We start from the raw sequence: 24735 nt of genomic DNA, 5'->3' as shown, positions 1-24735 counted from the left end.
TCATTTCGTCCTTTATTTAACATATGATTACAAATAATAGGGACCTTTGAGAAGAATTTAAGAGAAAGAGGTCGTCCGTATATGGACGACCTCCTGTTGATTTTATTAAACGTGTACTTCGCTCATTAGCGCATGAGTATTACCCTCTGTGTCTTTAAAAAAGGTCATCCAGGTTTCTGATTGTTCCATCTTGGCAACAACATGCGGTTCATCCATAAAGGTTACTTCTTTTTCTAATAAGGTATGATAGGCATCTTTAATATTGTCTACTTGAAAATAAATCACTGAGCTAGAGTGAGAAAACTCCTCTTTTTCCGGGAGTGTTAACATAAGTCTCACCCCGTTACTTTCAAAGAATGCCATGCTGTCCGTGTTAAATAAAAGAGAGAGACTTAGTTTCTCTTGATAAAAATCTAGTGCTCTATTCAAGTCTTTAACAGGTACGCCGATTTGTCCGATTTTCTGAAGCAATGTAGTGTCCATTTTATTTCTCCCTTCAATAAACCAATTTCTTTAGTATTCACTAGTTTAGTAAGTTAGCGGAAGCATTCTCATTCATGATACCGTCCGCACAAAAATGTAGTATATATTTTAATTATACACACTAATGGAAAAAATTTCTTTTTAAGGTGTACTTTGTTGAACCTTACTACGAATAGTGGTAAAACAAAGAGTAGAAATAGTCATAATGGTTGAGTGGATTGTGGAGGTGAATAGAATGGAGCAACCTAAGATTGGAATAAGAGAGAATCTATTTCAGTTTCTTTTGCTCGTAGTAACGAACCTATTTGTCGGTTCGATGGTAGGAATCGAACGAACCGTTCTGCCGATATTAGGTGAAGAGCAGTTTGGATTAGCTTCAACTAGTGCTGCACTATCATTTATTATTAGTTTTGGTTTTTCTAAAGCGATTGTAAATTATTTTGCAGGACAGATAGCCGATAGATTTGGTCGAAAAAAAGTGCTGTTAATAGGTTGGATCATAGGTTTATTTGTTCCTATATTGATTATATTTGCACAGGCATGGTGGATTATCGTTTTTGCCAATATTCTTTTAGGGATTAATCAGGGATTAACGTGGTCTATGACTGTCAATATGAAAATAGATATCTCTAAGGCAAATCAAAGAGGAACAGCGGTAGGATTAAATGAATTTGCAGGGTATTCTGGTGTGGCAATATTAGCAGCAGTATCAGGGTATGTAGCTTCGTCTTATTCATTAAGACCGGAACCATTTTATATAGGTATTGGTATTGTCATTGTTGGAATCGTATTAACGTTGATCGTAAAAGATACAGGGCATCATCTTAAAATTCAAATTCAAAGAGATTCAACAAGTATAAAAAGTGAAAAAGGCTTATCCTCGATGGAGGTCTTTCATTTCACAACATGGAAAAATAAAAATCTCTCCATCATCAGTTTCTCAGGACTATCTACCAATTTAAAAGATGGAATGGCATGGGGGCTTTTTCCCATCTATTTTACTACTGTAGGGTTAAGTGTTAGCGAAATAGGTGCAATAGTGGCGCTGTATCCTGCTGCATGGGGATTGTTTCAATTATTTACAGGGGTCCTAAGTGATAAGATTGGTAGAAAGAAATTAATCACCTACGGAATGTGGACACAAGCACTTGCACTTTGGTTCATTCTAATAGTTAATCATTTTTACTTATGGGTTACTGGAGCAATTCTATTAGGTTTAGGAACTGCCATGGTCTATCCAACATTACAAGCTGCTATCGGTGATGTTGCTGCACCTAATTGGCGCGCATCCTCTATGGGAGTATATAGATTTTGGAGAGATAGTGGCTACGCATTTGGTGCTCTAATTGCAGGTATTATAGCAGATGCAATGGGGGTAACATGGGCAATTGGACTAGTTGCCTTATTACCTTTTCTTGCAGGCGTATTATCTAGTACACGTATGAATGAAACTCTAAAAGTAAACAATTAAACCATTAAAAAGAATACCAGGTCAAAGATCATCCTTCCTGGTATTCTTCCATCGTCCTATAATCTTCTCAATTTCCACTTCTAAAATCCTCCAAATCAACTTCTACAAGCCATTCAAAAAAACCTTTGTATTCTTCTGGTACCTGTTCTAAATGAGTTTTTGCTCTTCTTTGTATATCGATCCACCGATAGTACATTCCCGATGTAAGTTTTCGACGACCACTTTCAAAGTTGTTTCTTATAGAGTCAAATATTTGCTCGTCCATACTAAACCCGTGCTTATTAGGGTTTAGTCCTTCCAACACGATTCCTGTAATAGTGTCCTTACATTTAGAGCATTTGCTGCAGTTTTCGCCGGTTGGTGAAATAAAGCAGACTCTTATTTGTAAGTCTGGGTCCACCATATCAATGAAATCTTTTATAATCATGATTTTTTCTTGCCTGTTGTATTCGTATCCATCATAAATGCAAGTCGTTTCACCCCATTGGGTATTATTTTCAATCGTTGGGTGTGACCCGTATGGAAGGGGAAATTCTGCAGAATTACTAGAGGCTATATAGACTTTTTCTATTCCGTTTGCATACGTTAGTGGAGCAGTTAGACCTAATAGTGCAATCCCATGTTGAATATGGGGATACCAGTAAAGCATGGTTTTACTCGTTCGGTTAATCTTTTTGGTAAGGGGTAAGCGGCGAAAAAACACACTCATATTGGATTTTACAAAGCTGTATTCCAATTGATGCTTCTCACTAAAGAATATCATTCTTTCTTTTACATGATCCCAGGTTGTTTCTTTTTTTAAGTTAATATCCGGCCCCCATCCAGTTAGCAATAAAGGTTGTTCAGAACGGTTTCTTACAAATGTGGCTGTTGAATCAATTCCTCCACTAAATAATACTAAACTCTTATTCTTTGTATATTCTCGATTCCTTACTAGTTTATTTGGGAAGATATCCCCTTCAAATTTAATAGTAGGATAAAGTGATTGAAAGGATTTTTTTATCGTATTTAAGGATTGATAAAAATCCAGATCGAGTTCATCCAACAATATGTTAGCCCTTAACACCCATGCAATGGTGCAAAGGTTTGATAAGGCGGGGATTACAAGAATGCTTTTGGGGACATGTGTGATATCTCGATCATACTCAGCAAAAAAATCTTCCAGAATGACATCCTCAATAGTATCAGAAGATTCAAACTCACATACAACGGTAGTATCATTTAATAGTTTAACCTTTTTGATTTTAATCCATCTATTCTTTCGAATGTGTTCTCTCTTTATTTCAAAATACTTGTTAATCCTTTTAGTAATCATTTCGGACAAGTACTCTTTGTTCATAGTATTCGTCATCTCCTTGTCCTTATAAAGTACTCATGAATTTTATAAAGGGTGTGGACTAGAAACCTGATTTTTGAAAATTTGATAGAAGACACGAAATATATAGTAAATCAAAAATTAGGGCGTATTTCTATTGCCAGTGAAAGGACTTTTCCTTTTTTCCTAGCTCAAAATAGTTTATAATTATCAGATAATAGTAGTTTTCTTAATCTATAAATAATTATAATAGACTATGATATAGTTATAATTAAGACAGAAAAGGTGTATTCCTAGGTCGCGCCTGGCTTTTTGTGACACCTGAGCAGGAGCACCTGCAAATATAAGGGATAAGGAAGGTTATAATGAGTAATTCACAGACAAAAACAGACGTTATCTTAATTGGTGCCGGAGTCATGAGCGCGACTTTGGGATCTTTGCTGAAAGAGTTAGCACCCGAATGGGAAATCAAAGTGTTTGAGAAACTCGCAAATGCAGGAGAAGAAAGCTCGAACGAATGGAATAATGCTGGGACGGGTCATTCTGCACTGTGCGAGCTTAACTATACATCCGAAAAATCGGACGGATCCATCGACATTAGCAAAGCGATAAAAATTAATGAACAGTTTCAGCTTTCAAGACAGTTTTGGTCTTATCTTGTAAACCGAAATCTGATTGGCAATCCGAAGGACTTTATCATGCCTATCCCTCATATGAGCTTAGTACAAGGGACAGAAAATGTAGCTTTTTTAAAAAATCGTTTGGAAGCGCTGTCAGACAATCCCTTGTTTCAAGGCATGGAATTCTCAGATAATCCTGAAAAGCTGAAGGAATGGATTCCACTGATTATGGAAGGTCGTACTTCGAATGAACCGATAGCAGCGACCAAAATTGACTCTGGAACCGATGTCAACTTCGGTGCGTTAACTCGGAAGTTGTTTGACCATTTAAAGAGTGAAAACGTTGAGATTAACTACAAGCATAGTGTAGAGGATATTAAACGTACTTCTGATGGCTCATGGGAAGTAAAAGTGCATAATATAGAAAACGGCAGAATCGAATATCATACGGCGAAATTCGTCTTTATCGGTGGTGGCGGCGGAAGTCTGCCATTACTGCAAAAAACCGGAATTCCTGAATCCAAACAAATTGGAGGATTCCCTGTAAGCGGACTATTCATGGTATGTAACAATCCAGAAGTGGTAGCCCAGCATCACGCCAAAGTGTATGGGAAAGCCAAGGTTGGTGCGCCTCCAATGTCGGTACCGCACCTTGATACACGGTTTATCGATAACAAAAAATCGTTACTGTTTGGCCCATTTGCCGGCTTCTCACCGAAGTTCTTAAAAACGGGTTCGAATTTAGATTTAATCGGTTCTGTCAAACCAAATAATCTTTTCACGATGCTCGCTGCAGGCCTGAAGGAGATGGGATTGACAAAATATCTGATTCAACAAGTACTGCTATCGAATGAAAAGCGTATGGAAGAATTAAGAGAGTTTATCCCGAACGCCAATAGCGATGATTGGGATATTGTTGTAGCGGGTCAACGTGTGCAAGTGATTAAAGATACAGATGCAGGGAAAGGAACTCTTCAATTTGGTACAGAAGTGGTGAGCGCTGCAGATGGCTCAGTCGCTGCACTGCTAGGCGCTTCTCCAGGTGCTTCCACGGCCGTTCACGTTATGCTAGAGGTATTAGATAAATGCTTCCCTCAGCATATGAAGGAGTGGGAACCAAAACTGAAGGAAATGATTCCTTCTTATGGTTTGTCTTTAATGGAAAATCCAGAGCTTATTCATGAAATTCAATCATCAACTGCTAAGACACTTGGCTTAAGTGATAAAGAGCAAGAGTTGGCATATAGTTAATGCATTCTTTCCAATAAAAAAGAACCTTTAATCCGCATATGGATTAAAGGTTCTTTTTTCATATTAACTTAAATGGCCGATCTCTTTTGCTTTTGATCAAGAAAATGACTAATGAAAGTGAGCAGACTGGCGCAGACTGCCAAAACCCCTCCGGCCCATGTAACATTCATTAAACCTGCTTGACCGTATACAAATCCCCCTATTGCAGAACCAAATGCGATCCCTACATTGCTGGCCACCGGCATTAGTGAAGCGGCGAGTCCTGTTGCTTTAGGCTGATAAATTCCAGCAAGGTCGATTAAATACAACTGGGTAGATGTAGTCAGGAGTATAGCCATTAATGACATTAAACTTATATTTACCAGTCCTAATATAAAGTCATTTGTCGTCCAAAATAAACTGACCAGTACAAGGGCTTGTACAAGAAAAACAAATCGTAGTCGACCCATGGCGTTTTCGTTAGCGATTTTACCTGCAAGGATGTTGCTGAAGATGGAAATAAATCCATACCCAAACAGGATTAAGCTAATGGAATTATTAGGTGCTCCCATCCCTTCCAACATTGGAACCAGAAAGGTGAATACCGCATACGTTGCACCAAATCCAAGTGCAGGAATGAAGAAAGCAATTAGAATTCTAGGATGGGTTAATAATGAAAACTGATCTCGTATTGAACTACGTACTTGGCTAAGCTTACTAGGAAGGATAAAGTAGCAGGACAAGAAAGCCAATACCCCCAAGAAAGTCGTCAGCATAAAGGTGGCATTCCATCCGTACCATTGTGCGACCACAGTACCAATGGGTACCCCAACTACGTTAGCAAGGGTAAATCCACCGAATACAAATGATATAGCAATGCCACGTTTTGTGACGGGCATCGTTTCGCTTGCAACAATCATGGCAAGTGAGATGAGTACGCCTGTTATTATGGCAGTTATCATCCTAAGGACAAGAAGCAAAGTGTAGTTCGTCGAAATAACACATAAAGCATTCAGGATGATAAAGGATCCTATTAAATACAACATCCACTTTCGTTTAGGAAAATGGCTCGTTACAGACATCACGATTGGTGTGGCAATGGCAAACGTCAGCGCAAAGGCAGAAACGAGTGTGCCTGCTTTCGCGTTTGATATATGTAGATTCGAGGAAATCTCCGTTAAAATCCCCACAATCACAAATTCGCTTGTTCCAAGAACAAATGTTAATAAGCTAAGGGTTAAGATGAGTAACCAATGTTTCTTGGTTAATTCTGTGCTGTTCATAAGTACCTCTTTTCTTAGATTCTATTTATGATAGATAAACAATTAAGTAATCATACCACAAACCATCTTTATGTGGAAAACCCTTATGTATGTATAATCCATTCCTACTAAAAATTTTGCTATCTCTAATCTAGGCTTAAATAGGAATGAACTTTACATATTTCCAACAAAATTAGAAAAAAATAAAACTAAGGAGGTTTTTTCAAAATGAAAAAGTTCTTTATGCTGTTTTTATTTACCTTTTCTTTGTTCTTATTTGGGGGATGCGGAAATGATGAAAAACCTGAAGAAGGAGAGCAGGTAGAAGACGTTGAAGAAGAAGATGAGCTTGGTGATGGAGAAATCGATGATGAGTAAGAAGTAGGTATAGTTTAAGGGGTTTTAATAAAAAGAGTGCCGATATGCCGGCACTCCTCTCTACTTACAGTTCACGTTCGATATAATTTACTATTCTTTCACAAATTTCATGGGTCGTAAGGGAATCATCAATCGATGGATCAGGCATTTTGTTCTGTTTAACACAATCTAAAAAAGTATCAACGATTTGATAAAAGCCTCGTTTATAAAGTGTTGGCTCCCAGTCACCGAACTTTGTAATACTCGTTTCTTTACCATGATAGTGTGTGGTTTCAACAAGACTATTTACTACATATTTGTGGTGTCCCGTCATATATTCAATGATTTCCTCTGTTACGCCACCATTTCTATTCATGATTCCCATGGCTGTACAGCCATCTCCTATAAGCTGTATGACTAAATGATCAAGCATTTCACCGTTTTTAAGGTATTCCACCTTTACATCTTGTACGTCCGTATCCATCAAAAATCTCAGCGTATCGACAACGTGAATAAAATCCTCTACAACAAATCTTCTTACGTAATCTGGAGAGGCAAAACGATTCTTTTGCATAATAATCAAACTAGCTTTTCCGTAATCCTTGAGCTCTTTTACTCTTGGAATAAATCTTCTGTTAAAACCAATCATAGCGATTTTACCAGTTTCTTTTGAGAGCTTTACTATTCTTTCAGTTTCATTGAAGTCTAACGATAGAGGCTTGTCGATATAGGTATGGATCCCATTTTTAAGCAATGTCTCCGCTATATCAAAGTGCGCTTCTGTTGCTGTACTTACAAATGCCGCATCGATATTCTTTGAGAGTAGTCCCTCAACGTTATGAACGGTTTCCTCAATTCTATATTTTTTGGATAGTTTAGTTAGTGTCTCTTCGTTTCTAGTACAAAGCACCAATTCAATCCCTTCTTTTTCAGAAAGAACCGGTAAGTAAGCTTTTTGCGCAATATCTCCAAGTCCAATAATACCTATTCTCATATGTCTCCTCCTATCTTTTTTAAAACGTTCGTCTCGTTAGAGAAAGTATATAATGAGGGATTTTTATTATCAAATAATTTATACATAGTCAGGTATAGCGGGTATAAAATACTAGTAACTGTTTATAATAACGATGTTGCAAGGAGGTGAGAAAATGCCAAATCAAAATGATAACAAATTCAAGAAAATTCAATCTGAGAGTCAGAAGCAAGGCAAGACTCAAGAGGAGTATGCAGCTGAGCTGGAAATGAATAAATTGAAGAGTCAACAAAAGAAAAAATAGAGTGTAGGGCTAAATAGGCTGTCAGTCTCTTTTTTGGATGTTTTCGTCAATTGATTCAATGTGAGTGCTTTTAAACTTTTCAATCTGAATGGATGCTAGATTGTGAGGCGCTATCCCAAAACTCACGAAGATACCCGCCCCCAATTCCTTACAATAAAAGAAGCTTCAATGAATAGTGTCAAAATAACACAAATGAAGTAGGGAGGAAGGTGAAGACTTCCTCTCGCAATTTCTCTTAGTTTTTTTTATTTAGATTAAAAAGTGTCTTTAGATTCCATTCATATACATAAGATCCATGCCAATCGTTAAAGGCTTCAAGAATGGGCTTTTTAAGTAATTCTTCGAGGGAACTTCCACCTTCACCTGAAGTAATAACTAAATCGACTATTTCAGAAATGTATGAAATCATGGAGTGTATAGCCTCTCGGTCGCTAACATTGCCATGACCAGGCACAATGGTCTCTATATCAAGGTCAGCTATGGTCATTAAAGCCTTTTGCCAGTTATGATAATCTCCATTAGGGGCAAGCAATGGGTGAAAGTTCACAGAAATTAAATCCCCTGCAAAGAGAACGTAATCTTCAGGTAAATAGAGTATGGTGTCGTCAGGTGAGTGGCCTGGTCCGAAACTGATGAGTTCAGCTGTTCGTTTTGTTCCATGTAATGAGAGCTTCCGGTTAAAAGTTATAGATGGAAGAGTCAGGTCTATATGGTGTAGATTGTCTTTTAAACGTATTTTTTCAGAAATATCTTCTTCGAAGAATTCCTGCTTTTTTATGGGATCTGACATTTTCTCAGCCTGTTCTTCTAACTGAGCAATGTATGGTCCAAATTGATTTATTAACTCCATTAGATTTATTTTAGAAAGTTCGTTACGTGTTGTTGTGGAAGATATAATGTGAGCATCTCTAAATATTTGGTTGCCAAAAGTATGATCAAAATGCACATGGCTATTGATGGCATAACGGACTTGCTTACCAGTAAGGGTCTCAGCAGCTATTCTTAGTTCTTGAGCAGCTTGAGGTGAAGCAAAGGTATCAAAAACTAGCAATTCGTCTCCAAGGTCAATAATACCGGCATTTCCCCATGCTCCTTGTCCTTTCTTTATTAAAGCCGCATAAACTCCTTTTCTTACTTCTTTAAGTGTGAAAGATTTATAGTCCAGTTCTGCATTCATTCTTATTCTCCAGTCTTTTAAAATAAACTCTTTTTTATTAATTAGATATTTTAGTGATTTTCCCTTCTATACTGTTGCCAAAAGTGCAAACGTTGCTTCATATATTTGACTTTTAGAATGAAAGAAAGCAAAATACGCTCATAGGACTTAACATTTGCTTTGTGAGGATGATAAAAATGAAAGCTATGGTTATATCTAAATATGGTAATAATGTACCTCTGCAGCTTGCTAGTCTTCCAAATCCAACGATTGGAGAAAAGGACTTATTAGTAGAAATACATGCAGCAAGTATAAACCCTATCGATTTTAAAATAAGAGATGGAAAAGTGAAAGTCCTTTTAACCTACGAGATGCCATTGATATTAGGAAATGATTTTTCAGGAAAAGTGATTCAAATCGGTTCAAAGGTTACGAATTTCACCATTGGAGACGAGGTATATGGAAGACCTAGAAAGAACCGTATCGGTACCTTTGCCGAATTCATTTCTGTTCACGAGGACGATATTGCCCTAAAACCAAAAAATGTGAGTTTTGAAGAAGCAGCTTCCCTTCCTCTTGTAGGTTTAACTACTTGGCAGGCATTTCATGAAGTACTTCAGCTTAAGAAGAATCAAAAACTCCTCATTCATGCAGGCTCAGGTGGAGTAGGGACCTTTGCTATACAACTGGCAAAAGAAATGGGTGTCTATGTAGCGACCACTGCAAGTGATAAAGGCTTTGAATTAGTGACGTCACTTGGTGCAGATAGAGTTATTAATTACAAGGAAGAATCATTTGAGGAAGTGTTGGAAGAATATGATGCTGTATTTGATACTTTAGGTGGTGAAAACTTACATAAATCGTTTCGTATTCTTAAACCCAAGGGGCAAATTGTTTCTGTTTCAGGTCTCCCTAACAGAAAATTTGCCGTAGAGAATCGATTAGGTCTTATTAAAAGCATCCTCTTCTCCCTCATTAGCAGAAAGATAACGGCGTTAGAGAAAAAGTTTAACGTAAGCTATCACTTCTTATTTATGAAGCCTAGTGGTGCTCAGTTGGAACAAATCAAGGAGCTTGTTGAAAAGGGAAGTATTCGTCCAATAATCGATAAGGTGTATCCTTTAGAGGATGCTCAAAAGGCGATTGATTATGTTGAAACAGGTAGAGCAAAAGGAAAAGTCATTATTAAGATGAAGAATAGTTAATGGGTATTAACTACACTGCTTAGGCTAGTGTAGGTTTTTTTATTTCAAGCAAAAATGCCCTCTATTATTTCCTGAGGAATTTAATTCTTCTACTTTTTCAGGGGAGGGGAGACACGTTTAGTTGAAAATTTCATACTACTTCCTAATGAAATACTATTTCTATTTCTTAAAAAATGATTCGTTAGGTGAAAGTAGGGGAGAGAAAAAGTACGAGAAAAGTTGAAAAATATGTAAGTTTACAAATAAGTGTACAAGTAAACAAAAATGTATACAATTGTGTACAACAAAGTGTACAAGTATACATAAGTGTACACATGTTGATTTATAAGCATGTGTACGAGTTTCGTATACAAATAAACAAATTGTATACAACCTCCCCCTTACATTACATTTGTGTAATAGATAGGAAAGTAGGATTGACCAATAACAAAAAAATGTTTACTCTTTAATTAAGAGTTGAAATTTTTTGACAAATTCTTACTCATGAAAGAAAGGATGATTTTTGTGACAAACCCTCGTATTGCAGCAATTGACGTTGGTAATGATTCTCTTAAAGGTATTTTTGGAAAAATGGACTCTGAGGTGAATATCCCGAACGTTATTGCAAGAGACATTGAAGATCGCCCTATCATTGGTATAGAAGAGCTGGACACACAAGATCCACTAGACGGCATACATATCCGTGTCCACTCCCCTACTCTATCAGACAATAATGCTATTTATCGTGTTGGAAATTTAGCTACTAAGAGCAATAACTCTACTGAATTGGATCCAGGTAGCAGTAAATCAGAAGAAGACCAAACACTCATCATGCTGTTTGCTTCCATTGCTCTAGATGCAGCGCGTCAGGATTCCCATTTTAAAAAGAATAATAATGTAATAGAAGCAAATTATACATTAGGTACTGGTCTTCCACTTCGTGAAGTGAAGGAAGGAAAAGACGTTGGATACCGTTCTAAACTATTAGGATCTGTTCACCAAGTGGAGTTTTTAGTCACTCCTCGCTATCAGGGAATCAAGGTGAACATTAAGTTTGATGAAGTAAAAGTATATCCAGAAGGATTCGCCGCATTTATCAATCTGGTAATGGACAACAATTTAAACATCATTAATAAAGATCTCATCGATAAACGAATTTTAATTCAAGATGTCGGTGGGTTATCAACGGATATCGCTGTTATTAAAGATAGAAAAGTAGATGATGATAAAGCACAAGGTTTTAACCTGGGAGTTTCTGAATCCCTTGAAATGATTCGGGAAGAAATTCGTTCAAGACACGGCATCGAGTTAGATAGTCGTCGTGATGTAGTTGAAATCATTACGAAGAAAAATGACCGTAATCATATAATGGTTAAAGGAAGTCGCACAAGCGTACACGACATCGTGGATCGTATTATGCTTGAACTTGCGAAAAAGCAGTATCGCCACCTTCGTAATATGTGGCAAAAGAACTCTCAAACGGAAATCTGCTATTTCATAGGTGGAGGTTCCAGTGTTCTGAAGGAATATATCAAAACGCTTAATAACAATCTTGATGGCTACAACATTGACTTCTTTGAAGATGAAAAAGAGAGTATCTGGATGATGGCGAATGCTTACTATAAGCTAATCGCTGACTATGCTCGCAAAAATCAAAAAGAAACACAAAAAGAAGAACAAAAATTAGCGAAAACCAAATAGGGTGATGATATGAAAGAAAAGGGAATGTCGAGGGGGCAGCCGATTACATTTCGGATTCCTTCTGATACACCTGATCATGTTCTAAAGCATTTACAAAGGCTGAAGGAAACGGAAAAGAGAAATTTCTCTAGTAAAATTGCAGAGCTTGTGGTGAGTGGTGTTAATGATAACATTTCAAAACAGCGAGAAGCCATTACCATCCCGCTTCCTAAAGGATTGGACAAGTCCCAACGAGATTGGTTGAAGCACGAACACTCTGAAGCTCTATTAGGAAGCATTGTTTATCAACTTTTATCGAATCCTGTTCGGACAGCCTCTCTTCTCGCTTCCTTAAGCAGTAGTGCGTTAGATATTGATGAAGCACTTTATCTTCAAGAAGAAACAGCAGCAAGTAATGATTCTTCTCGTGAGTGGTCTATTGATCAAGTAATCAATGATTCTCCTGAAGAGGAAATAGAAGATGAGCGTTCTTACTCTACTGATGCTGAATTAGATAATTTTGATTGGGAAAGCGCAATGAAAACACAGGAAGTAATAGAAGAAGAACCTAAAGAAGAAAGTATGGAAGATTTATTAGGTGACTTTCTTTCCCAAATGAATAAGTAAGTGATAAAGAACCAGTATGACCAATTGGATGGTTATGCTGGTTTTTTGTTTGGATTTTATTGGGAAGCGGCAAGATTCTTAATATTTCCGGCAAGATTATGAAAGGAATTGGCTAGATTCTCACCAAAATTGGCAAGATTTCGGCTTGCTTCAGCAAGATTATACAATGAATTAGAAATCGAACATTAATCATTCTCCCTTAACCCCTAAAAAGAGAAGATACTCAGCGAATTAGATCAAATGTCACAAAAACCAGACCGTTTGAATGCTTATACAGACCAGATTACCTAGTTGATTAGCGGTTAAAGCCACTTTCAAACCACTCACACATCTACTCTAAAATCAAGCGAAATAATATAAATAAACCTGTAACCTAATTGAAATTTTTGTATTGTATTTTGAACGAAATTGGCAAAAATCCAGTTATCTATTGAAAAAATTATTACAAATATAGTGTTAAAGATTTAAAGATGTATAAAAAATGGTTGTTCACTTCAAAACATTACCAAAGCCTGGTTTAAGAGGGTAAGAAAACGAGGTATACACCGATATACGGATGAAGAACAATCCATTTTGAAAAGTATCAACTGTTCATTTGTTCATTGGCTACACCAATAAAGAGGAGAGATAAAATGAGTATTCAAAAAAGTAATGATAGCTCAAGTCTCGCTGAGGTAATCGACAGAATCCTGGATAAAGGAATCGTTATTGATGCATTTGCTAGAGTTTCCTTGGTAGGGATTGAAATTCTTACAGTGGAAGCCAGAGTTGTTATTGCCAGCGTTGATACATGGTTACGGTATGCAGAAGCAGTCGGACTTCTAAGAGATGAGGTTCAAGAAGAAGGACTTGCGAATCAAAAGAATGAAAGAAACTCTCAGTTTAGTATTTAACCATTTTAAAAAATAGAACATTTTAAAAGAAAAGAGGATGAATATGGCAGACAAGGAGAACAATCAACAAGTGGAAGAGAAGGATACACAAACAACTGAAGATACTGGGGAAAACAGAGTATCCATGAACTACGCCATCCTTGGTGGAGTTGTCGGTGCCGGGATTGGATTATTATCGAACCCTGGTACAAGTAAGAAAGTCGTAGATGGGTTAGGGAAGTCAGAGGTGGTAAGAGCTGCAGGAAAAGAATTGCGAAGATCGGCACAGGAATTTATAACAGAACAAGCTCTAATTACATTAAGACAAACAGCAACCGGTTATATGAGTAAATATGAAGGCGGATTGCTATCACCAAGGAAGAAAAGTGAAGAAGCAAACGTATCATCAGAGGAAAGCACACAAAATCAATCAGAAGAATTGGAAGAAATAAAAGAAGAAAACAAGAACTTAAATGAGCGACTTGAACGAATAGAGGAAATGTTAAATAGTCTTGTGGAATCCAAAAAATAACGGTTCTTCGCTTCTCTGAAGGTGGGATTAGATGAGTAAGCCAGTAAAAAAAGCTGTCGGTAAAGCGGCCAAAAAAGTAGTCGAGCATACTCCAGAGCCAGTAAAAGATGCAATGAAAGACAATGCGAAAGATATGTTCGTTGAAAACGTACAAGACAATGTACAAGAAGGAGTTCAGTCAAAAGCAGAAGAGGCTTCTGAGAACTTAGATGATAAAAAAGAAGAGAACGCTGACAAGGTTCATACAAAAGCAGAAGAAGCGAAGGAAAAAGTCCAGGATGTCTTACTTTCTCTACGTGAAAAGCTAGGGAATGCAAAAGAAGCTGGTGAAGAATTCCAGAAAAAAATGTCTTCATCTGATGATGGAAAAACAAAACTAAAAGGCGCTGGAAACATTAAAAGCGTCAGTGAGATTAAGAGCTCTATGAATATAAAAAGCTCAACAGAAATCAAAAGCTCGGAAAAGATCAAGTCATCCAAAGACATTAAAACAATGAGTTCAAGATGACCGGAAGGAGAATAACAAATGGCCATTCAAAAAACGAACGATAGCTCCAGTTTAGCAGAGGTAATTGATCGGATTCTCGATAAAGGAATTGTCATTGACGCCTTTGCAAGAGTGTCCGTGGTTGGTATTGAAATATTAACTATTGAAGCGAGAGTAGTTATTGCCAGTGTGGATACGTGGTTACGTTATGCTGAGGCAGTCGGATTACTACGAGATGATGTAGAAGAAAATGGACTTGCATCTCAGCAAAATGAAAGAAGTTCGCAGTTTAGTATTTAACTAAAAAACTTGTTAGATGGATTGTGAAGGTGTCCCGAAAAGGGTCACCCTCTCACCCTCCATTTAATCAGTAGGAGGCGACTATGAAGATTAAGGAAATCATGAATAATGTTGCAGAATTCTTCAACGAACATGTAGCTCCTGTTCATAAAATCACTTCAGTAGAAACGACTGAAGACGAAGGCTGGAAGTTAACCGTAGAGGTTATTGAAGAAAAAGAATATATGAAGAAATATGCCAAAGACGAAATGCTTGGAACGTACGAAGTACTTCTTGATAAAGATAAGGAAGTAACGTCGTTTAAACGTCAAGATGTTCGTTATAGAAGTGCAATTGGCCAGGAGATGTAGTGAGCAAGTAGGAGGGAATGGGAAGTGACGGTCTTAACGAAAAGGATTAACAAGGATAGTAGAGCATTAATACAAGACGATGAAACGAAAGAATTGCTTTCGAGGTCGTTGCAATATCTTAAGGCTGGTTATCCTGTGCATTTTACAGGCCCTTCTGGAGCCGGGAAAACATCCCTTGCTCTCGCTCTAGCGAAAAAAAGAAAAAGACCCGTCATGCTGATGCATGGAAATCATGAACTAAATAATAAAGATTTAATAGGTGACTTTACAGGATATACAAGTAAAAAGGTCGTGGACCAGTATATTCGTTCAGTCTATAAAAAAGACGAGAGTGTAACAGAAACTTGGCGGGACGGACGTCTACTAGAGGCCGTGAAAAACGGATATACCCTTGTATACGACGAATTCACCCGTTCAAAGCCGACGACTAACAATATCTTTTTATCTATTTTAGAAGAAGGGGTTATTCCTCTTTATGGTTCGAAATTAACGGAACCATTTATAAAAGTACACCCTGATTTTGCCATTATATTTACTAGTAATCCAGCAGAGTATGCAGGAGTATATGAAACACAGGACGCATTATTAGATCGATTAATCACAATAAACATAGATTTTAAGAATGCAGAGCAAGAGGCGATGATTGTCTCTGAAAAAGCGAATCTAGTTATAGGTGAAGCGAAGGCAATCACGAATCTTGTTTCACAGTTACGGGATCAATGCACAAAAGAAATGAATGGTCCGAGCTTGCGTGCTTCCTTAATGATAGCAAGGCTCGCCATTGAATCAGACACTCCCATAGATGGAAAGGATTCAGCTTTTCAACGTCTATGTATTGATATATTAGCTCATAGTGTTAGTCGAGGTATTGAAGCTGACAATCCGAAAGAAAAAGCAAACAAATTGATTATAGATGCATGTAAAAAAATGAAGGTAACTGAAGAATAAAGGAGAGTATCCCATATGAGTCAGGAAGAAACAGGAATATATATTTTTTGTGCCATTCAAACAAACGAGGACGACCAGTTTGGATCGATTGAAATGGAAGGGGAAAAACGAGAAACCTTTACCATCCGATACAAGGATTCAGCCATGGTAGCAGCGGAAGTACCGATGAAAATTTATCATCCGAAAAAAGATAATCTACTCATGCACCAGGGAGCTGTATCCCTTGTCATGGATAAGAAAGACACGGTTATCCCTATAAGCTTTGGGAATGTTTTTCAATCCAAAGAAGATGTAAAAGCTCTACTTGAAAACCTATATCCTCAATTTGAAAAACTGTTTCCAGCCATAAAAGGGAAAGTTGAATTAGGTCTAAAGGTAATCGGGAAAAAAGAATGGTTAGAAGAAATGGTCAAGGATAACCCCGAGGTAGAAAAAATGTCGACTGCCGTAAAGGGCAAATCAGAATCTGCCGGGTATTATGACCGGATTAAACTTGGTGGCATGGCTCAAAAGCTTTTTGCTTCCCTTCAAAATGAGATTAAACAAGAGGTATTTACACCACTTGAAGAAACAGCAGAAGCGGCAAAAGCAAATGATCCATTAGGTGAAAAAATGCTGTTAAACGCTTCTTTCCTCATTGACCGGGATAAAGAAGAGCTGTTCGATGAAAAAGTCAATGAAGCTCATGAGAAATGGAAGGATAAAGTCGATTTTAATTATAGTGGTCCATGGCCGGCATACAATTTCGTTAATATCCGCTTAAAGGTAGAAGAAAGCTAATGATTCATAAATTGGTGAGTGCACCAATTAATTTAGTCATTAAAGTCGGCGAAAAAATAAAAGAAGAAGCAGATAAAGAACTTTATGACCTTCCGACCATTCAACAAAAGCTAATTCAGCTCCAAATGATGTATGAGTTAGGTGAAATTCCGGAAGAAGCATTTCAAGAAAAAGAAGAAGAACTGCTTACGCGATATGAAATAGCGAAGCGCCTTGAAATGGAACAATGGGAAGAGCTAACGAAAAAGAAATGAGGGTGAACAGATGGGCGATCTACTTTATTTATATGGCTTGATACCAACTGAAGAAGCAACTAATCAATCGCTTCCCTCTATGAAAGGCTTTGATGGAGAAAGCGACATCTACACCATTGAAATTGGTGACGTGACAGCCATTGTTTGTAAACTAGTATCCTCCGAATATTCCGAGGGTACCATTAAAGACAAAATAGATAATGATATGGAATGGCTGCAAGAAAAGGCATTTCATCACCATGAAACCGTATTGATGGTATCGAAAATGTATACCATTATCCCATTGAAGTTTTGTACCTTGTACAAAAATGAGGATAGCTTACAAAATACGATTAAAAGCAACATAAACAAACTCGAAAACGCCTTTTCTCAATTAGAAGGTAACGAAGAATGGAACGTAAAAATTTATTGTGATGATAAACAGTTAAGGAAAAAAGTAAGTGAAAGTAACCCTGCCATTGAGGAAAAGCGAATAGAAATTAGTGAACTTCCAAAGGGAAGGCAGTTCTTTGAAAAAAAGAAAATAGACCAGCTAATCGATCAAGAGCTTGAAAATGAAAAAAATCAACTTTGTGAAGAGGTTCATGAAAAACTGAAAGGAAAATCTCTGCAAGGCAGCATCAAAAAGAATTGGAGTAAAGACGTAACAGGTCGACAAGAAAACATGACCTGGAACAGTGTGTTTTTACTCCAGGCCGATAAAGTAGATGAGTTTTTAGAAGAGGTTAAGAAGTATGAAGAAGAACTAGAAGAGACAGGATGGAAATTTGAAGCAACAGGACCTTGGCCACCTTACCATTTTTCTAGTTTTTCATAAATGATATATAAGGAATGAGAGATATGACTGTAAGAGAATCGATAGAAAACAAGGATATTGCACTTATAGATATATTAGATGTCATTCTCGATAAAGGTGTGGCCATAAAAGGCGATTTAATTATATCGATTGCAGGTGTTGATCTCGTTTATTTAGATTTACGTGTATTAATTTCATCAGTGGAAACGCTGGTTCAACATAAGCAAGGCACTCGAAAAACGGTTACCTCAGACCAATTTGATAAAGAAAGGGAGGGATTGATTCATGCAACAGGCCAACCAAACAAGTGGGAGAATTAATTTCGACCCAGACAAGGCAGAGCAAGGGTTAGCACAGCTCGTTTTAACGGTCGTAGAGCTACTTAGACAAATTGTGGAACGGCACGCTATGAGGCGTGTTGAAGGCGGCACGTTAACAGATGAGCAAGTTGAAAATCTCGGAATTGCTTTAATGAATTTAGAAGAGAAAATGGAAGAGTTAAAAGAGGTATTTGGTCTTGATGCAGAAGACTTGAATATAGATCTTGGCCCGTTAGGAAGTTTACTATAATGCCAGGTGAGCCAAGGGAGGTTACACAATGGGAATGGAACATCCAGTAGCATCTAACACAATCGTTGATGTATTAGAGAAGGTTTTAGATAAAGGAGTAGTCGTTGCAGGTGATATTACGGTAGGAATAGCCGATGTCGAGCTGCTGACGATTAAAATTCGCTTAATTGTTGCTTCCGTTGATAAAGCAAAGGAAATTGGCATGGACTGGTGGGAAAACGATCCCTATCTTAGCTCTAAGGCAGCAGATAATAACACAAAAGCTCTAGAAGAAGAGAATAAGAAGCTTCAGGAAAGACTTGAATCTCTTGAAAAGAAATTAGAGAAAACGACGAACCAATTAAATACTACACAAACAAATTAAATGGAGGTTTTACCCATGACGGAAAAAAACACTAAAGTAGAAGAAACAGCAGTTGAAAATCAAACACAAGAAAAGAATTCAGCCGAAAACAAGACAAGAAAAAGCGGCCCGATTACGAGAACCGTTGCAGGAAGTCTACTTGGAGCAACAGTCGGCTACTTAGCAACACCCGAGAACGGCAAAAAGCTTCTAGGTCGCATTGATCAAGAGAAACTGAAGAGCAAGAGTCTAGACTTTGGAAAAGCGGCGAAAGAAAAATCTAGAAAAGCAGCGGTTTCTCTGAAATCATCCACAGCGAATCTATTTAAACGAGATCAAGAACAACCTGAAGAAGTAGAAGACGAAAACGAAACAGTATTAAGTGAAAAAGAGGATGAAAACTCAGAAAAAGAAACAAACCAAGACTATGAAGCTCTTAAACAAGAAAATGAAACGCTACAAAACCGATTAGAGCAATTAGAAGAGAAAATGAACCAACTCACTCAACAGGATAATAGTGACGAGGAAGACGAAGATGAAGAAGAAGAGTCTAATAAGAAAAGTAAAACAAATAAGTCTAAATCAGCATCAAAGGATGAGGAAGAAGACGATGAAGAGGAAGTAGATGAAGACGAAGACGAAGACAACGAAGATGAAGAAGACGAAAATGATGATTCGGAAGAAACGGCATCCAGCAAGAAGAAAACATCTGCAAAGTCTGGTTCAACGAATAAGAGAAAACGTTCAACTCGTAAGTCTTCTAATACTAAAAAATCGAACAAAAAAGAAGATGAAAAGAAAGAGGAAGCTACAACGCTTTCTAGTGACGATGACACATCAGCTTAAGTAAACAACGAAAGGAGAAGTGAAAATGAGCGTAGAAACGAGTGCAGGGAAGGATAGCATCTTAGAGTTTTTTGTACAAGCTTCCAATAAACACGCTTTTTCATTAGACATCACTTTAAATGTGAAGGGAGCTGTCATCACAGGTACCATGGTGTCTGCCAAGGAATATTTTGAGGAATTAAGTGAAACCTTTGAGGATGGTAGTGATGTAGCTCAGAAGCTAAGTGACGAACTTGCAAAGGCTGGAGAAGCAGTTGACGAGAGTAGTATGGCAGATGCCCATTACATTCACTTAAAAAACACAAAGGTATACTGCGGAGATAGTAAAGCAACGCCTTCTAGGGGAAAGATTTTATGGAGAGGGAAACTCAGTGAAATCGATGGATTTTTCCTTGGTAAAATATCAGAATCAAAGAGTACGAAATAAAGAATTTAATATAAAAAGCAAGTGACAGACTCGTCACTTGCTTTTTTGCATTGAGGGTTACATATAGAATCTTACTTCTTTTGAATGCTCAATTTTTCTGTACCATTCGCAGGTACTGTTAGTTTAACTTCAAGATACTGCTTGCCGTCAGAAGCATAGTTCTGAATGACTTCCCCTGATGAAGCCTGGTAATTGCCCTCTACCAAATAAAATGGAACCGTAACAGTTAATGGTTTATTCAAACGATTAGTTACTGTTACTTCTTGTGAAGAAGCTCCACCATTATTGGCGTTTTGATAGTTTGCTTCATAAGACATCGTGCCACTTTTTGTGTCTCCGTTTTGGTAGACGGGTATCGAGTGTCCTGAATCATCATAATTGTGAGAGGTGATTTGTCCATTATTCACCTTGAAATCTCTAAATCCTACCCAAGGCTTGCCAGTTAATTCAATAGCAGTCGTCGTAGTATAGAGAATTCCATCTTTTTTAGTGACATTATCAATATGAGTGTGACCATGAAGGCTAACTGTTACATTATTTTCTTTCATCACATTGATTAATTCTTCAGCGTTTTCCCCGTGCCATTGCTGGTCGTATTTAGTTCCTAGCTTTTCACCAAGCACTAATGTTTCTAAACGCTGAGGGTTGTGTTGTTCATCATACTGCTTCCAGTATTTTTGCACCTCTGGATCATCCTGTGGCCATATATCTCGGTCACGCCAAAGTGGATTATGGTGAGAGAAAAGTCCTCTGATTTGTCCGTTCCCGGCAGTTTCAGCATTCTTCTGTAAATCTTTTTTCACCCAATTTAATTGTTCCTCTCGAATTTGACCGCCCCAAGTCGGTACAGAGACCGTTCCGTTTCCACTGCGATCAAATTTATGCCAGTCAAACGAATTGTAACCAATGAAGTGTGCATATGGACCATAATCAAATGAAAAATATTGTGGACCAAAATATTTTTCCCAATACTTTGCACCATCTGCGAGAGTGGCATCCTGTGCATAATAATCATGGTTCCCTGGAACGATATAGACTGGAACATTCAGCTTTTGAAGCATTTTATACGTTTCTTCATATTCATAAATATATTCTTGTGGGTTCATTTGCCCATACATTAAATCTCCTGTTACTACAACAAAGTCTGGTTTTTTTAAGTTCACTTCTTTTATTGCTTTTTGAAGATAAAGCCAACGTTTTTCAGGGTCTGGATTCCACATGCCTGTTTCCTCAACTCGGTCAGGGTCTGTTTTAGTAGGGTCATCTGGATCCATTAAATTTCGAGGGGACCCAATATGTGTATCCGTTAAATGTAAGAACGTAAAATCCTTTTTGTATTGATCAACCACATTGACAGAATGAGGCTGTTTATCCGTTATTCTTTGTCCATTTCCTGTGTATGACACTTCTAAATCGTATAGTTTTTCAGGTGTTCCTTCTGGGATGGTAACCGTCACATCAGAAATGCTCGAGCTGTCCTTCCAATGGGATTGTCCACTTTCGACAGATTGAACAGGTAGATCATATTCCTTCGTAAAAGAAGAGTGATTTGTCTGCTTTAGTTTGATGCTCCATTCTCCAGCCTGCTTACCTTGTGTATCGATCTTTAGAGTGAGAGTTTCGCCTTTCTTCTTAATGGCCGGGGTTGCAAATAAAGGATATATTATCTGGTTTACCTTAGAATCAACTGAGATATTTGGAACGGCATCTAAATAGTGAGTACTGTTGCCAATTCCACCATCTCTATCACCAGCAGAACTGATGGGATTATCAATAGCTTGGGCTGAAATAGGAATCAGCGATAGAACTAAAAGTAAGATAAAACTTCTTTTAAACCATTTTTTCAAGATGACTACCTCCTTTTTCTGACTTTAGAGTAACAAGCTTATGTAAAGGAATTGTTGATTTTTTTTTACAAATTAAATTTGCTAAAAATTACCGGAATTAAAAAAGCTGATCAGTATGAAATACTGATCAGCTTAATATTAAACAAGGATGACCCACAATAATAAAGTGAAGACAAGTGCTGTTAATCCTTGAACGAGGGTTGCGGCCGTTTGTGCTTTGTAAGCATCTGTTACTTTCATTCCACTAAATTGGGTAACCACCCAGAAATAGCTATCATTCACATGACTAACCGTCATGGCACCTGCCCCAATGGCCATCACGACTAAAGCAAGTGGTATGGCGCCTTCAATTCCCATTTGAGGTAGTAGCGGCGCGATAAGAGAAGAAGTAATAACCAATGCAGCCGTAGAAGAACCTTGAGCCGATTTCAACAGGGCTGCGACTATAAATGGAATAAGGAGAACAAGTGCTCCCGATAGTAATCCTCCATCAGCAATACCTTGAATCAATTCTGCAACAGGAGTGGCCTTAATAACGGATCCGAAAGCTCCTCCAGCTCCTGTAATTAATAAGATATTTGTTGCATCCTTCATACCTTGACTTACCCAGCCATTCAGTGTTTCTTCATTCCATTTAGGCATTAATGCAAAGGCAGCTAAGACACCAATCAACAAGGCAACTACGGGTGAACCAATGAATAAAATTACATTTGCCAATCCGCCCGTCCATTTAAAGAAGCTGACAACTGATCCAGCTCCGATTAATAGAATAGGAAGAACGATTGGAGCAAAGGACTTGAACGTTGAAGGGAGCTCTCCAAATGATTTCACAATCTCATCATAATCTAAATCTAGCTCTTCTTCTCCTTCGATTTCAATTTTATTTGCTACCTTAACTGCCCAAAGATAGCCGGCTAGGATCGTAGGAATGGCCACTATCATTCCAATTAAAATGATGGTACCTAAGTAGTCACTAGCACCAATATTTCCAGCTGCGGCAATAGGACCTGGAGTAGGTGGCACTAGCGTATGAGTGGCATATAACCCTGTTGCTAATGCAACAGACATGGAAGCTAACGAGACTTTTGCTCGTTTTGCCAATGCTTTTTTCAAGCTTGATAGAATGATATACCCGGAGTCACAGAAAACAGGGATACTAACGATGGACCCAATAAGTGACATGGCTAATTGGGGTCTCTTTTCGCCTACTAAGCGAAGAACGACTTCAGCCATCCTCAGGGCTGCACCTGATTTTTCTAAAATGGTTCCGATAATGGTACCGGCTACAATGACGATACCGATATACCCCATTAATCCCCCAAATCCACCATTAACTGCTTCAACTACAGTATTCAGTGGAAGTCCTGCAAATAAACCAACTAAGAATGCTGCAAACAGTAAAGATAAAAACGGCTGCAGCTTTAATTTTGCCGTTGTAAAGACAATAAATCCTACCCCTAATACAATAACCGTAAATAACCAAAGACCTGACATTTGGTTTTCCCCCTTTTTTGTTATGATCCCTTTGTTATGTGCAGAATTCGTGCGATATTTCTTGTTTCTTGATACAGAAGCTCTTCAGCCCGATTGAAGCTCTCCTCTAAAGTCATTGGACCAGTCGAAATCGAGTGACAGCTAGTGAAGTCTTTGTATAAGTCTTGATAGCCTTTGCCTAAACTGCCTGCTATTAGAGAGACAGGAGTGCCATGTTGATTTGCCAATGCTGCGATAAAAGAAGGAAGCTTACCATACAGCGTTTGAAAATCACTCTGTCCTTCCCCCGTTAGAATCCAATCGGCTTTCCGAATAGCAGCTGGAAGGTTGGTCGCTTCTGCAACCAGCTTAGCCCCGGATTCAATTTTCCCGTTTAAATGTAGAAAGGCAAAACCAAGTCCTCCAGCAGCCCCGGCCCCCTTTGCATCTTGAAAATCGATACCATTTTCCTTATGAAGTAATTGACTATAATTCAGTAGTTGTTGATCAAGCTCCATCACATGTTCCTTTGTGGCTCCTTTTTGAGGACCAAACACTGAAGAGGCTCCTGTTTCCCCGCATAACGGATTTTCCACGTCGGAGGCTATGTGAAAGGTACAGTCTTTTATAAGGGGATGAAGGGTACTCCAGTCCACTTTTGAAATGAGTCTGAGATCTTTTCCGAATGCTTCAACCGGTTTGCCTTCTTTGTCTAAAAAGGTAACACCCAGTGATTGTAGCATTCCGAACCCTCCATCATTCGTAGAGCTACCTCCAAGGGCAATAATAAAGCTCCGATAGCCATCTTTAAGGGCCGCTAAAATAACTTCTCCAATACCATACGAAGTAGTGTTGAAGGGGTTCCGTTGTTCAAGTGGGACCATCGTTAACCCTGCGATTGAAGCGATTTCAATGACAGCAGTCTTTTGGTCGCCTAAAACACCATATTCAGTAGAGACCTTTTCACCTAAAGGACCGGTTGCAGTTATTCTGACTTTCTTTCCTTTAGTAGCGTAAATTAAGGTTTCGAGAGTTCCTTCACCTCCATCAGCCATAGGTACTACGTTCGTATGAAAGCCTTTAGATTCATCTGAAAATGCTTTTTCCATAATGGCTCCAACTTCGAGTGAACTTAAACTTCCTTTGAATGAATCTGGGGCAATAAGAATATTCATAGTAGCTCCTTTTTCAGAAAATATAATCTATTTCTCTATTTAATCAATTTAAGTAAGCGGTTACAATGTGGAT

Annotated in this window: 29 protein-coding genes; 21 read left to right on the top strand and 8 right to left on the bottom strand. The window is 38.0% G+C overall.

Features of this window, described 5'->3' with window-relative positions; genetic code table 11:
* Positions 1 to 105: 105 nt before the first annotated feature.
* Positions 106 to 483: a VOC family protein gene (locus IQI_RS07710; protein ID WP_064092067.1), complete on the bottom strand. Its 378-nt coding sequence runs from the start codon at positions 481 to 483 to the stop codon at positions 106 to 108.
* A gap of 235 nt (positions 484 to 718) precedes the next feature.
* Between IQI_RS07710 and IQI_RS07705 the strand changes: the two genes are divergently transcribed.
* A complete protein-coding gene (locus tag IQI_RS07705; protein WP_064092066.1) occupies positions 719 to 1954 on the top strand; it encodes an MFS transporter in 1236 nt (411 codons plus the stop codon).
* A gap of 67 nt (positions 1955 to 2021) precedes the next feature.
* Here the strand turns inward: IQI_RS07705 and IQI_RS07700 are convergent, their stop codons facing one another.
* The gene (locus IQI_RS07700; RefSeq protein ID WP_064092065.1) at positions 2022 to 3293 is read right to left on the bottom strand and encodes a hypothetical protein; all 1272 of its coding nucleotides are present in this window, start codon (positions 3291 to 3293) and stop codon (positions 2022 to 2024) included.
* Positions 3294 to 3634: 341 nt separating this feature from the next.
* On the opposite strand from IQI_RS07700, the gene IQI_RS07695 reads away from it, so the two are divergent.
* Entirely contained in the window at positions 3635 to 5140 is a 1506-nt protein-coding gene (locus IQI_RS07695; protein WP_064092064.1) for a malate:quinone oxidoreductase, read from the top strand.
* Positions 5141 to 5208: 68 nt separating this feature from the next.
* On the opposite strand, the gene IQI_RS07690 is transcribed toward IQI_RS07695, so the two are convergent.
* Entirely contained in the window at positions 5209 to 6402 is a 1194-nt protein-coding gene (locus IQI_RS07690; RefSeq protein ID WP_064092063.1) for an MFS transporter, read from the bottom strand.
* A gap of 207 nt (positions 6403 to 6609) precedes the next feature.
* Here IQI_RS07690 and IQI_RS20815 point away from each other — a divergent pair, with 207 nt between their 5' ends.
* On the top strand, positions 6610 to 6759 hold the full coding sequence (locus IQI_RS20815) for a hypothetical protein (RefSeq protein WP_197489719.1): 150 nt from the start codon (positions 6610 to 6612) through the stop codon (positions 6757 to 6759).
* A gap of 64 nt (positions 6760 to 6823) precedes the next feature.
* Here IQI_RS20815 and IQI_RS07685 read toward each other — a convergent pair whose 3' ends face one another.
* The gene (locus IQI_RS07685; RefSeq protein ID WP_064092062.1) at positions 6824 to 7732 is read right to left on the bottom strand and encodes a Gfo/Idh/MocA family protein; all 909 of its coding nucleotides are present in this window, start codon (positions 7730 to 7732) and stop codon (positions 6824 to 6826) included.
* A 154-nt stretch (positions 7733 to 7886) separates the two neighbouring features.
* On the opposite strand from IQI_RS07685, the gene IQI_RS21165 reads away from it, so the two are divergent.
* A complete protein-coding gene (locus IQI_RS21165) occupies positions 7887 to 8015 on the top strand; it encodes a hypothetical protein (RefSeq protein WP_268874481.1) in 129 nt (42 codons plus the stop codon).
* Positions 8016 to 8250: 235 nt separating this feature from the next.
* Here the strand turns inward: IQI_RS21165 and IQI_RS07680 are convergent, their stop codons facing one another.
* Positions 8251 to 9192 (bottom strand): MBL fold metallo-hydrolase, encoded by a 942-nt coding sequence (locus IQI_RS07680; protein WP_064092061.1) that lies wholly within the window; start codon positions 9190 to 9192, stop codon positions 8251 to 8253.
* Between the two features lie 176 nt (positions 9193 to 9368).
* Between IQI_RS07680 and IQI_RS07675 the strand changes: the two genes are divergently transcribed.
* The 17 genes from IQI_RS07675 to gvpU all read left to right on the top strand — a co-directional run bounded on the left by IQI_RS07675 (position 9369) and on the right by gvpU (position 20167).
* Entirely contained in the window at positions 9369 to 10376 is a 1008-nt protein-coding gene (locus IQI_RS07675) for an NADP-dependent oxidoreductase (protein WP_064092060.1), read from the top strand.
* A 504-nt stretch (positions 10377 to 10880) separates the two neighbouring features.
* Positions 10881 to 12056 carry a ParM/StbA family protein gene (locus IQI_RS07670; protein WP_064092059.1) on the top strand — a complete coding sequence of 392 codons (1176 nt, stop codon included), beginning with the start codon at positions 10881 to 10883 and terminating at the stop codon, positions 12054 to 12056.
* 9 nt (positions 12057 to 12065) lie between these two features.
* Positions 12066 to 12662: an uL1 family ribosomal protein gene (locus IQI_RS07665; RefSeq protein ID WP_064092058.1), complete on the top strand. Its 597-nt coding sequence runs from the start codon at positions 12066 to 12068 to the stop codon at positions 12660 to 12662.
* A gap of 632 nt (positions 12663 to 13294) precedes the next feature.
* On the top strand, positions 13295 to 13555 hold the full coding sequence (gene gvpA / locus IQI_RS07660) for a gas vesicle structural protein GvpA (protein WP_064092057.1): 261 nt from the start codon (positions 13295 to 13297) through the stop codon (positions 13553 to 13555).
* Positions 13556 to 13598: 43 nt separating this feature from the next.
* Complete coding sequence (gene gvpT, locus IQI_RS07655) at positions 13599 to 14066, top strand: GvpT/GvpP family gas vesicle accessory protein (RefSeq protein WP_156509862.1); 468 nt, start codon at positions 13599 to 13601, stop codon at positions 14064 to 14066.
* Between the two features lie 31 nt (positions 14067 to 14097).
* Complete coding sequence (gvpQ, locus tag IQI_RS07650; RefSeq protein ID WP_064092055.1) at positions 14098 to 14574, top strand: gas vesicle protein GvpQ; 477 nt, start codon at positions 14098 to 14100, stop codon at positions 14572 to 14574.
* An 18-nt stretch (positions 14575 to 14592) separates the two neighbouring features.
* On the top strand, positions 14593 to 14853 hold the full coding sequence (gene gvpJ, locus IQI_RS07645) for a gas vesicle protein GvpJ (RefSeq protein ID WP_064092054.1): 261 nt from the start codon (positions 14593 to 14595) through the stop codon (positions 14851 to 14853).
* A gap of 83 nt (positions 14854 to 14936) precedes the next feature.
* Positions 14937 to 15203, top strand: a complete 267-nt coding sequence (gene gvpO, locus IQI_RS07640) for a gas vesicle protein GvpO (protein WP_064092053.1) — start codon at positions 14937 to 14939, stop codon at positions 15201 to 15203.
* A 24-nt stretch (positions 15204 to 15227) separates the two neighbouring features.
* The gene (gene gvpN, locus IQI_RS07635; RefSeq protein WP_064092052.1) at positions 15228 to 16151 is read left to right on the top strand and encodes a gas vesicle protein GvpN; all 924 of its coding nucleotides are present in this window, start codon (positions 15228 to 15230) and stop codon (positions 16149 to 16151) included.
* A 15-nt stretch (positions 16152 to 16166) separates the two neighbouring features.
* Positions 16167 to 16931, top strand: coding sequence for a GvpL/GvpF family gas vesicle protein (locus tag IQI_RS07630; RefSeq protein WP_064092051.1), 765 nt, complete (start codon positions 16167 to 16169; stop codon positions 16929 to 16931).
* A complete protein-coding gene (locus IQI_RS07625; protein ID WP_064092050.1) occupies positions 16931 to 17185 on the top strand; it encodes a gas vesicle protein GvpG in 255 nt (84 codons plus the stop codon). Before IQI_RS07630 ends, IQI_RS07625 begins: the two co-directional genes overlap by 1 nt.
* A 10-nt stretch (positions 17186 to 17195) precedes the next feature.
* Positions 17196 to 18002 carry a GvpL/GvpF family gas vesicle protein gene (locus IQI_RS07620; RefSeq protein WP_064092049.1) on the top strand — a complete coding sequence of 269 codons (807 nt, stop codon included), beginning with the start codon at positions 17196 to 17198 and terminating at the stop codon, positions 18000 to 18002.
* Between the two features lie 23 nt (positions 18003 to 18025).
* Positions 18026 to 18301, top strand: coding sequence for a gas vesicle protein (locus tag IQI_RS07615; RefSeq protein ID WP_064092048.1), 276 nt, complete (start codon positions 18026 to 18028; stop codon positions 18299 to 18301).
* Positions 18267 to 18551 (top strand): gas vesicle protein K, encoded by a 285-nt coding sequence (locus IQI_RS07610; RefSeq protein ID WP_064092047.1) that lies wholly within the window; start codon positions 18267 to 18269, stop codon positions 18549 to 18551. The genes IQI_RS07615 and IQI_RS07610 overlap by 35 nt, the downstream gene beginning before the upstream one ends.
* A gap of 28 nt (positions 18552 to 18579) precedes the next feature.
* Complete coding sequence (gene gvpJ / locus IQI_RS07605) at positions 18580 to 18915, top strand: gas vesicle protein (RefSeq protein ID WP_064092046.1); 336 nt, start codon at positions 18580 to 18582, stop codon at positions 18913 to 18915.
* 15 nt (positions 18916 to 18930) lie between these two features.
* Positions 18931 to 19740, top strand: a complete 810-nt coding sequence (gene gvpT, locus IQI_RS20585; protein ID WP_156509861.1) for a YtxH domain-containing protein — start codon at positions 18931 to 18933, stop codon at positions 19738 to 19740.
* Positions 19741 to 19765: 25 nt separating this feature from the next.
* Positions 19766 to 20167, top strand: coding sequence for a gas vesicle accessory protein GvpU (gene gvpU / locus IQI_RS07595; protein WP_064092044.1), 402 nt, complete (start codon positions 19766 to 19768; stop codon positions 20165 to 20167).
* A 71-nt stretch (positions 20168 to 20238) separates the two neighbouring features.
* Here gvpU and IQI_RS07590 read toward each other — a convergent pair whose 3' ends face one another.
* From IQI_RS07590 to IQI_RS07580, 3 genes are all read right to left on the bottom strand, one after another.
* A complete protein-coding gene (locus IQI_RS07590; RefSeq protein WP_064092043.1) occupies positions 20239 to 22014 on the bottom strand; it encodes a metallophosphoesterase family protein in 1776 nt (591 codons plus the stop codon).
* A gap of 138 nt (positions 22015 to 22152) precedes the next feature.
* Positions 22153 to 23508: a GntP family permease gene (locus IQI_RS07585; RefSeq protein WP_064092042.1), complete on the bottom strand. Its 1356-nt coding sequence runs from the start codon at positions 23506 to 23508 to the stop codon at positions 22153 to 22155.
* A 20-nt stretch (positions 23509 to 23528) separates the two neighbouring features.
* Positions 23529 to 24662 (bottom strand): glycerate kinase, encoded by a 1134-nt coding sequence (locus IQI_RS07580; protein ID WP_064092041.1) that lies wholly within the window; start codon positions 24660 to 24662, stop codon positions 23529 to 23531.
* Between the last annotated feature and the right edge of the window lie 73 nt (positions 24663 to 24735).

Source organism: Rossellomorea aquimaris TF-12 (assembly GCF_001648555.1).
GTDB lineage: Bacteria > Bacillota > Bacilli > Bacillales > Bacillaceae_B > Rossellomorea > Rossellomorea aquimaris.
Note: the sequence above shows the minus strand (reverse complement) of the source record. Positions and strands in the feature narration are given on the sequence as shown.

Excerpts from the sequence above, each read along its gene's own strand:
- gvpJ (WP_064092054.1), top strand. The coding sequence starts at position 14,593 with ATGGCCATTCAAAAAACGAACGATAGCTCCAGTTTAGCAGAGGTAATT.
- gvpT (WP_156509861.1), top strand. The coding sequence starts at position 18,931 with ATGACGGAAAAAAACACTAAAGTAGAAGAAACAGCAGTTGAAAATCAA.
- gvpA (WP_064092057.1), top strand. The coding sequence starts at position 13,295 with ATGAGTATTCAAAAAAGTAATGATAGCTCAAGTCTCGCTGAGGTAATC.
- IQI_RS07610 (WP_064092047.1), top strand. The coding sequence starts at position 18,267 with ATGCAACAGGCCAACCAAACAAGTGGGAGAATTAATTTCGACCCAGAC.
- IQI_RS20815 (WP_197489719.1), top strand. The coding sequence starts at position 6,610 with ATGAAAAAGTTCTTTATGCTGTTTTTATTTACCTTTTCTTTGTTCTTA.
- gvpJ (WP_064092046.1), top strand. The coding sequence starts at position 18,580 with ATGGGAATGGAACATCCAGTAGCATCTAACACAATCGTTGATGTATTA.
- IQI_RS07585 (WP_064092042.1), bottom strand. The coding sequence starts at position 23,508 with ATGTCAGGTCTTTGGTTATTTACGGTTATTGTATTAGGGGTAGGATTT.
- IQI_RS07625 (WP_064092050.1), top strand. The coding sequence starts at position 16,931 with ATGATTCATAAATTGGTGAGTGCACCAATTAATTTAGTCATTAAAGTC.
- gvpO (WP_064092053.1), top strand. The coding sequence starts at position 14,937 with ATGAAGATTAAGGAAATCATGAATAATGTTGCAGAATTCTTCAACGAA.
- IQI_RS07580 (WP_064092041.1), bottom strand. The coding sequence starts at position 24,662 with ATGAATATTCTTATTGCCCCAGATTCATTCAAAGGAAGTTTAAGTTCA.
- IQI_RS21165 (WP_268874481.1), top strand. The coding sequence starts at position 7,887 with ATGCCAAATCAAAATGATAACAAATTCAAGAAAATTCAATCTGAGAGT.
- gvpU (WP_064092044.1), top strand. The coding sequence starts at position 19,766 with ATGAGCGTAGAAACGAGTGCAGGGAAGGATAGCATCTTAGAGTTTTTT.
- IQI_RS07675 (WP_064092060.1), top strand. The coding sequence starts at position 9,369 with ATGAAAGCTATGGTTATATCTAAATATGGTAATAATGTACCTCTGCAG.
- gvpT (WP_156509862.1), top strand. The coding sequence starts at position 13,599 with ATGGCAGACAAGGAGAACAATCAACAAGTGGAAGAGAAGGATACACAA.
- IQI_RS07705 (WP_064092066.1), top strand. The coding sequence starts at position 719 with ATGGAGCAACCTAAGATTGGAATAAGAGAGAATCTATTTCAGTTTCTT.
- IQI_RS07695 (WP_064092064.1), top strand. The coding sequence starts at position 3,635 with ATGAGTAATTCACAGACAAAAACAGACGTTATCTTAATTGGTGCCGGA.
- IQI_RS07665 (WP_064092058.1), top strand. The coding sequence starts at position 12,066 with ATGAAAGAAAAGGGAATGTCGAGGGGGCAGCCGATTACATTTCGGATT.
- IQI_RS07685 (WP_064092062.1), bottom strand. The coding sequence starts at position 7,732 with ATGAGAATAGGTATTATTGGACTTGGAGATATTGCGCAAAAAGCTTAC.
- IQI_RS07620 (WP_064092049.1), top strand. The coding sequence starts at position 17,196 with ATGGGCGATCTACTTTATTTATATGGCTTGATACCAACTGAAGAAGCA.
- IQI_RS07690 (WP_064092063.1), bottom strand. The coding sequence starts at position 6,402 with ATGAACAGCACAGAATTAACCAAGAAACATTGGTTACTCATCTTAACC.
- IQI_RS07700 (WP_064092065.1), bottom strand. The coding sequence starts at position 3,293 with ATGAACAAAGAGTACTTGTCCGAAATGATTACTAAAAGGATTAACAAG.
- gvpQ (WP_064092055.1), top strand. The coding sequence starts at position 14,098 with ATGAGTAAGCCAGTAAAAAAAGCTGTCGGTAAAGCGGCCAAAAAAGTA.
- IQI_RS07630 (WP_064092051.1), top strand. The coding sequence starts at position 16,167 with ATGAGTCAGGAAGAAACAGGAATATATATTTTTTGTGCCATTCAAACA.
- IQI_RS07615 (WP_064092048.1), top strand. The coding sequence starts at position 18,026 with ATGACTGTAAGAGAATCGATAGAAAACAAGGATATTGCACTTATAGAT.
- IQI_RS07710 (WP_064092067.1), bottom strand. The coding sequence starts at position 483 with ATGGACACTACATTGCTTCAGAAAATCGGACAAATCGGCGTACCTGTT.
- IQI_RS07680 (WP_064092061.1), bottom strand. The coding sequence starts at position 9,192 with ATGAATGCAGAACTGGACTATAAATCTTTCACACTTAAAGAAGTAAGA.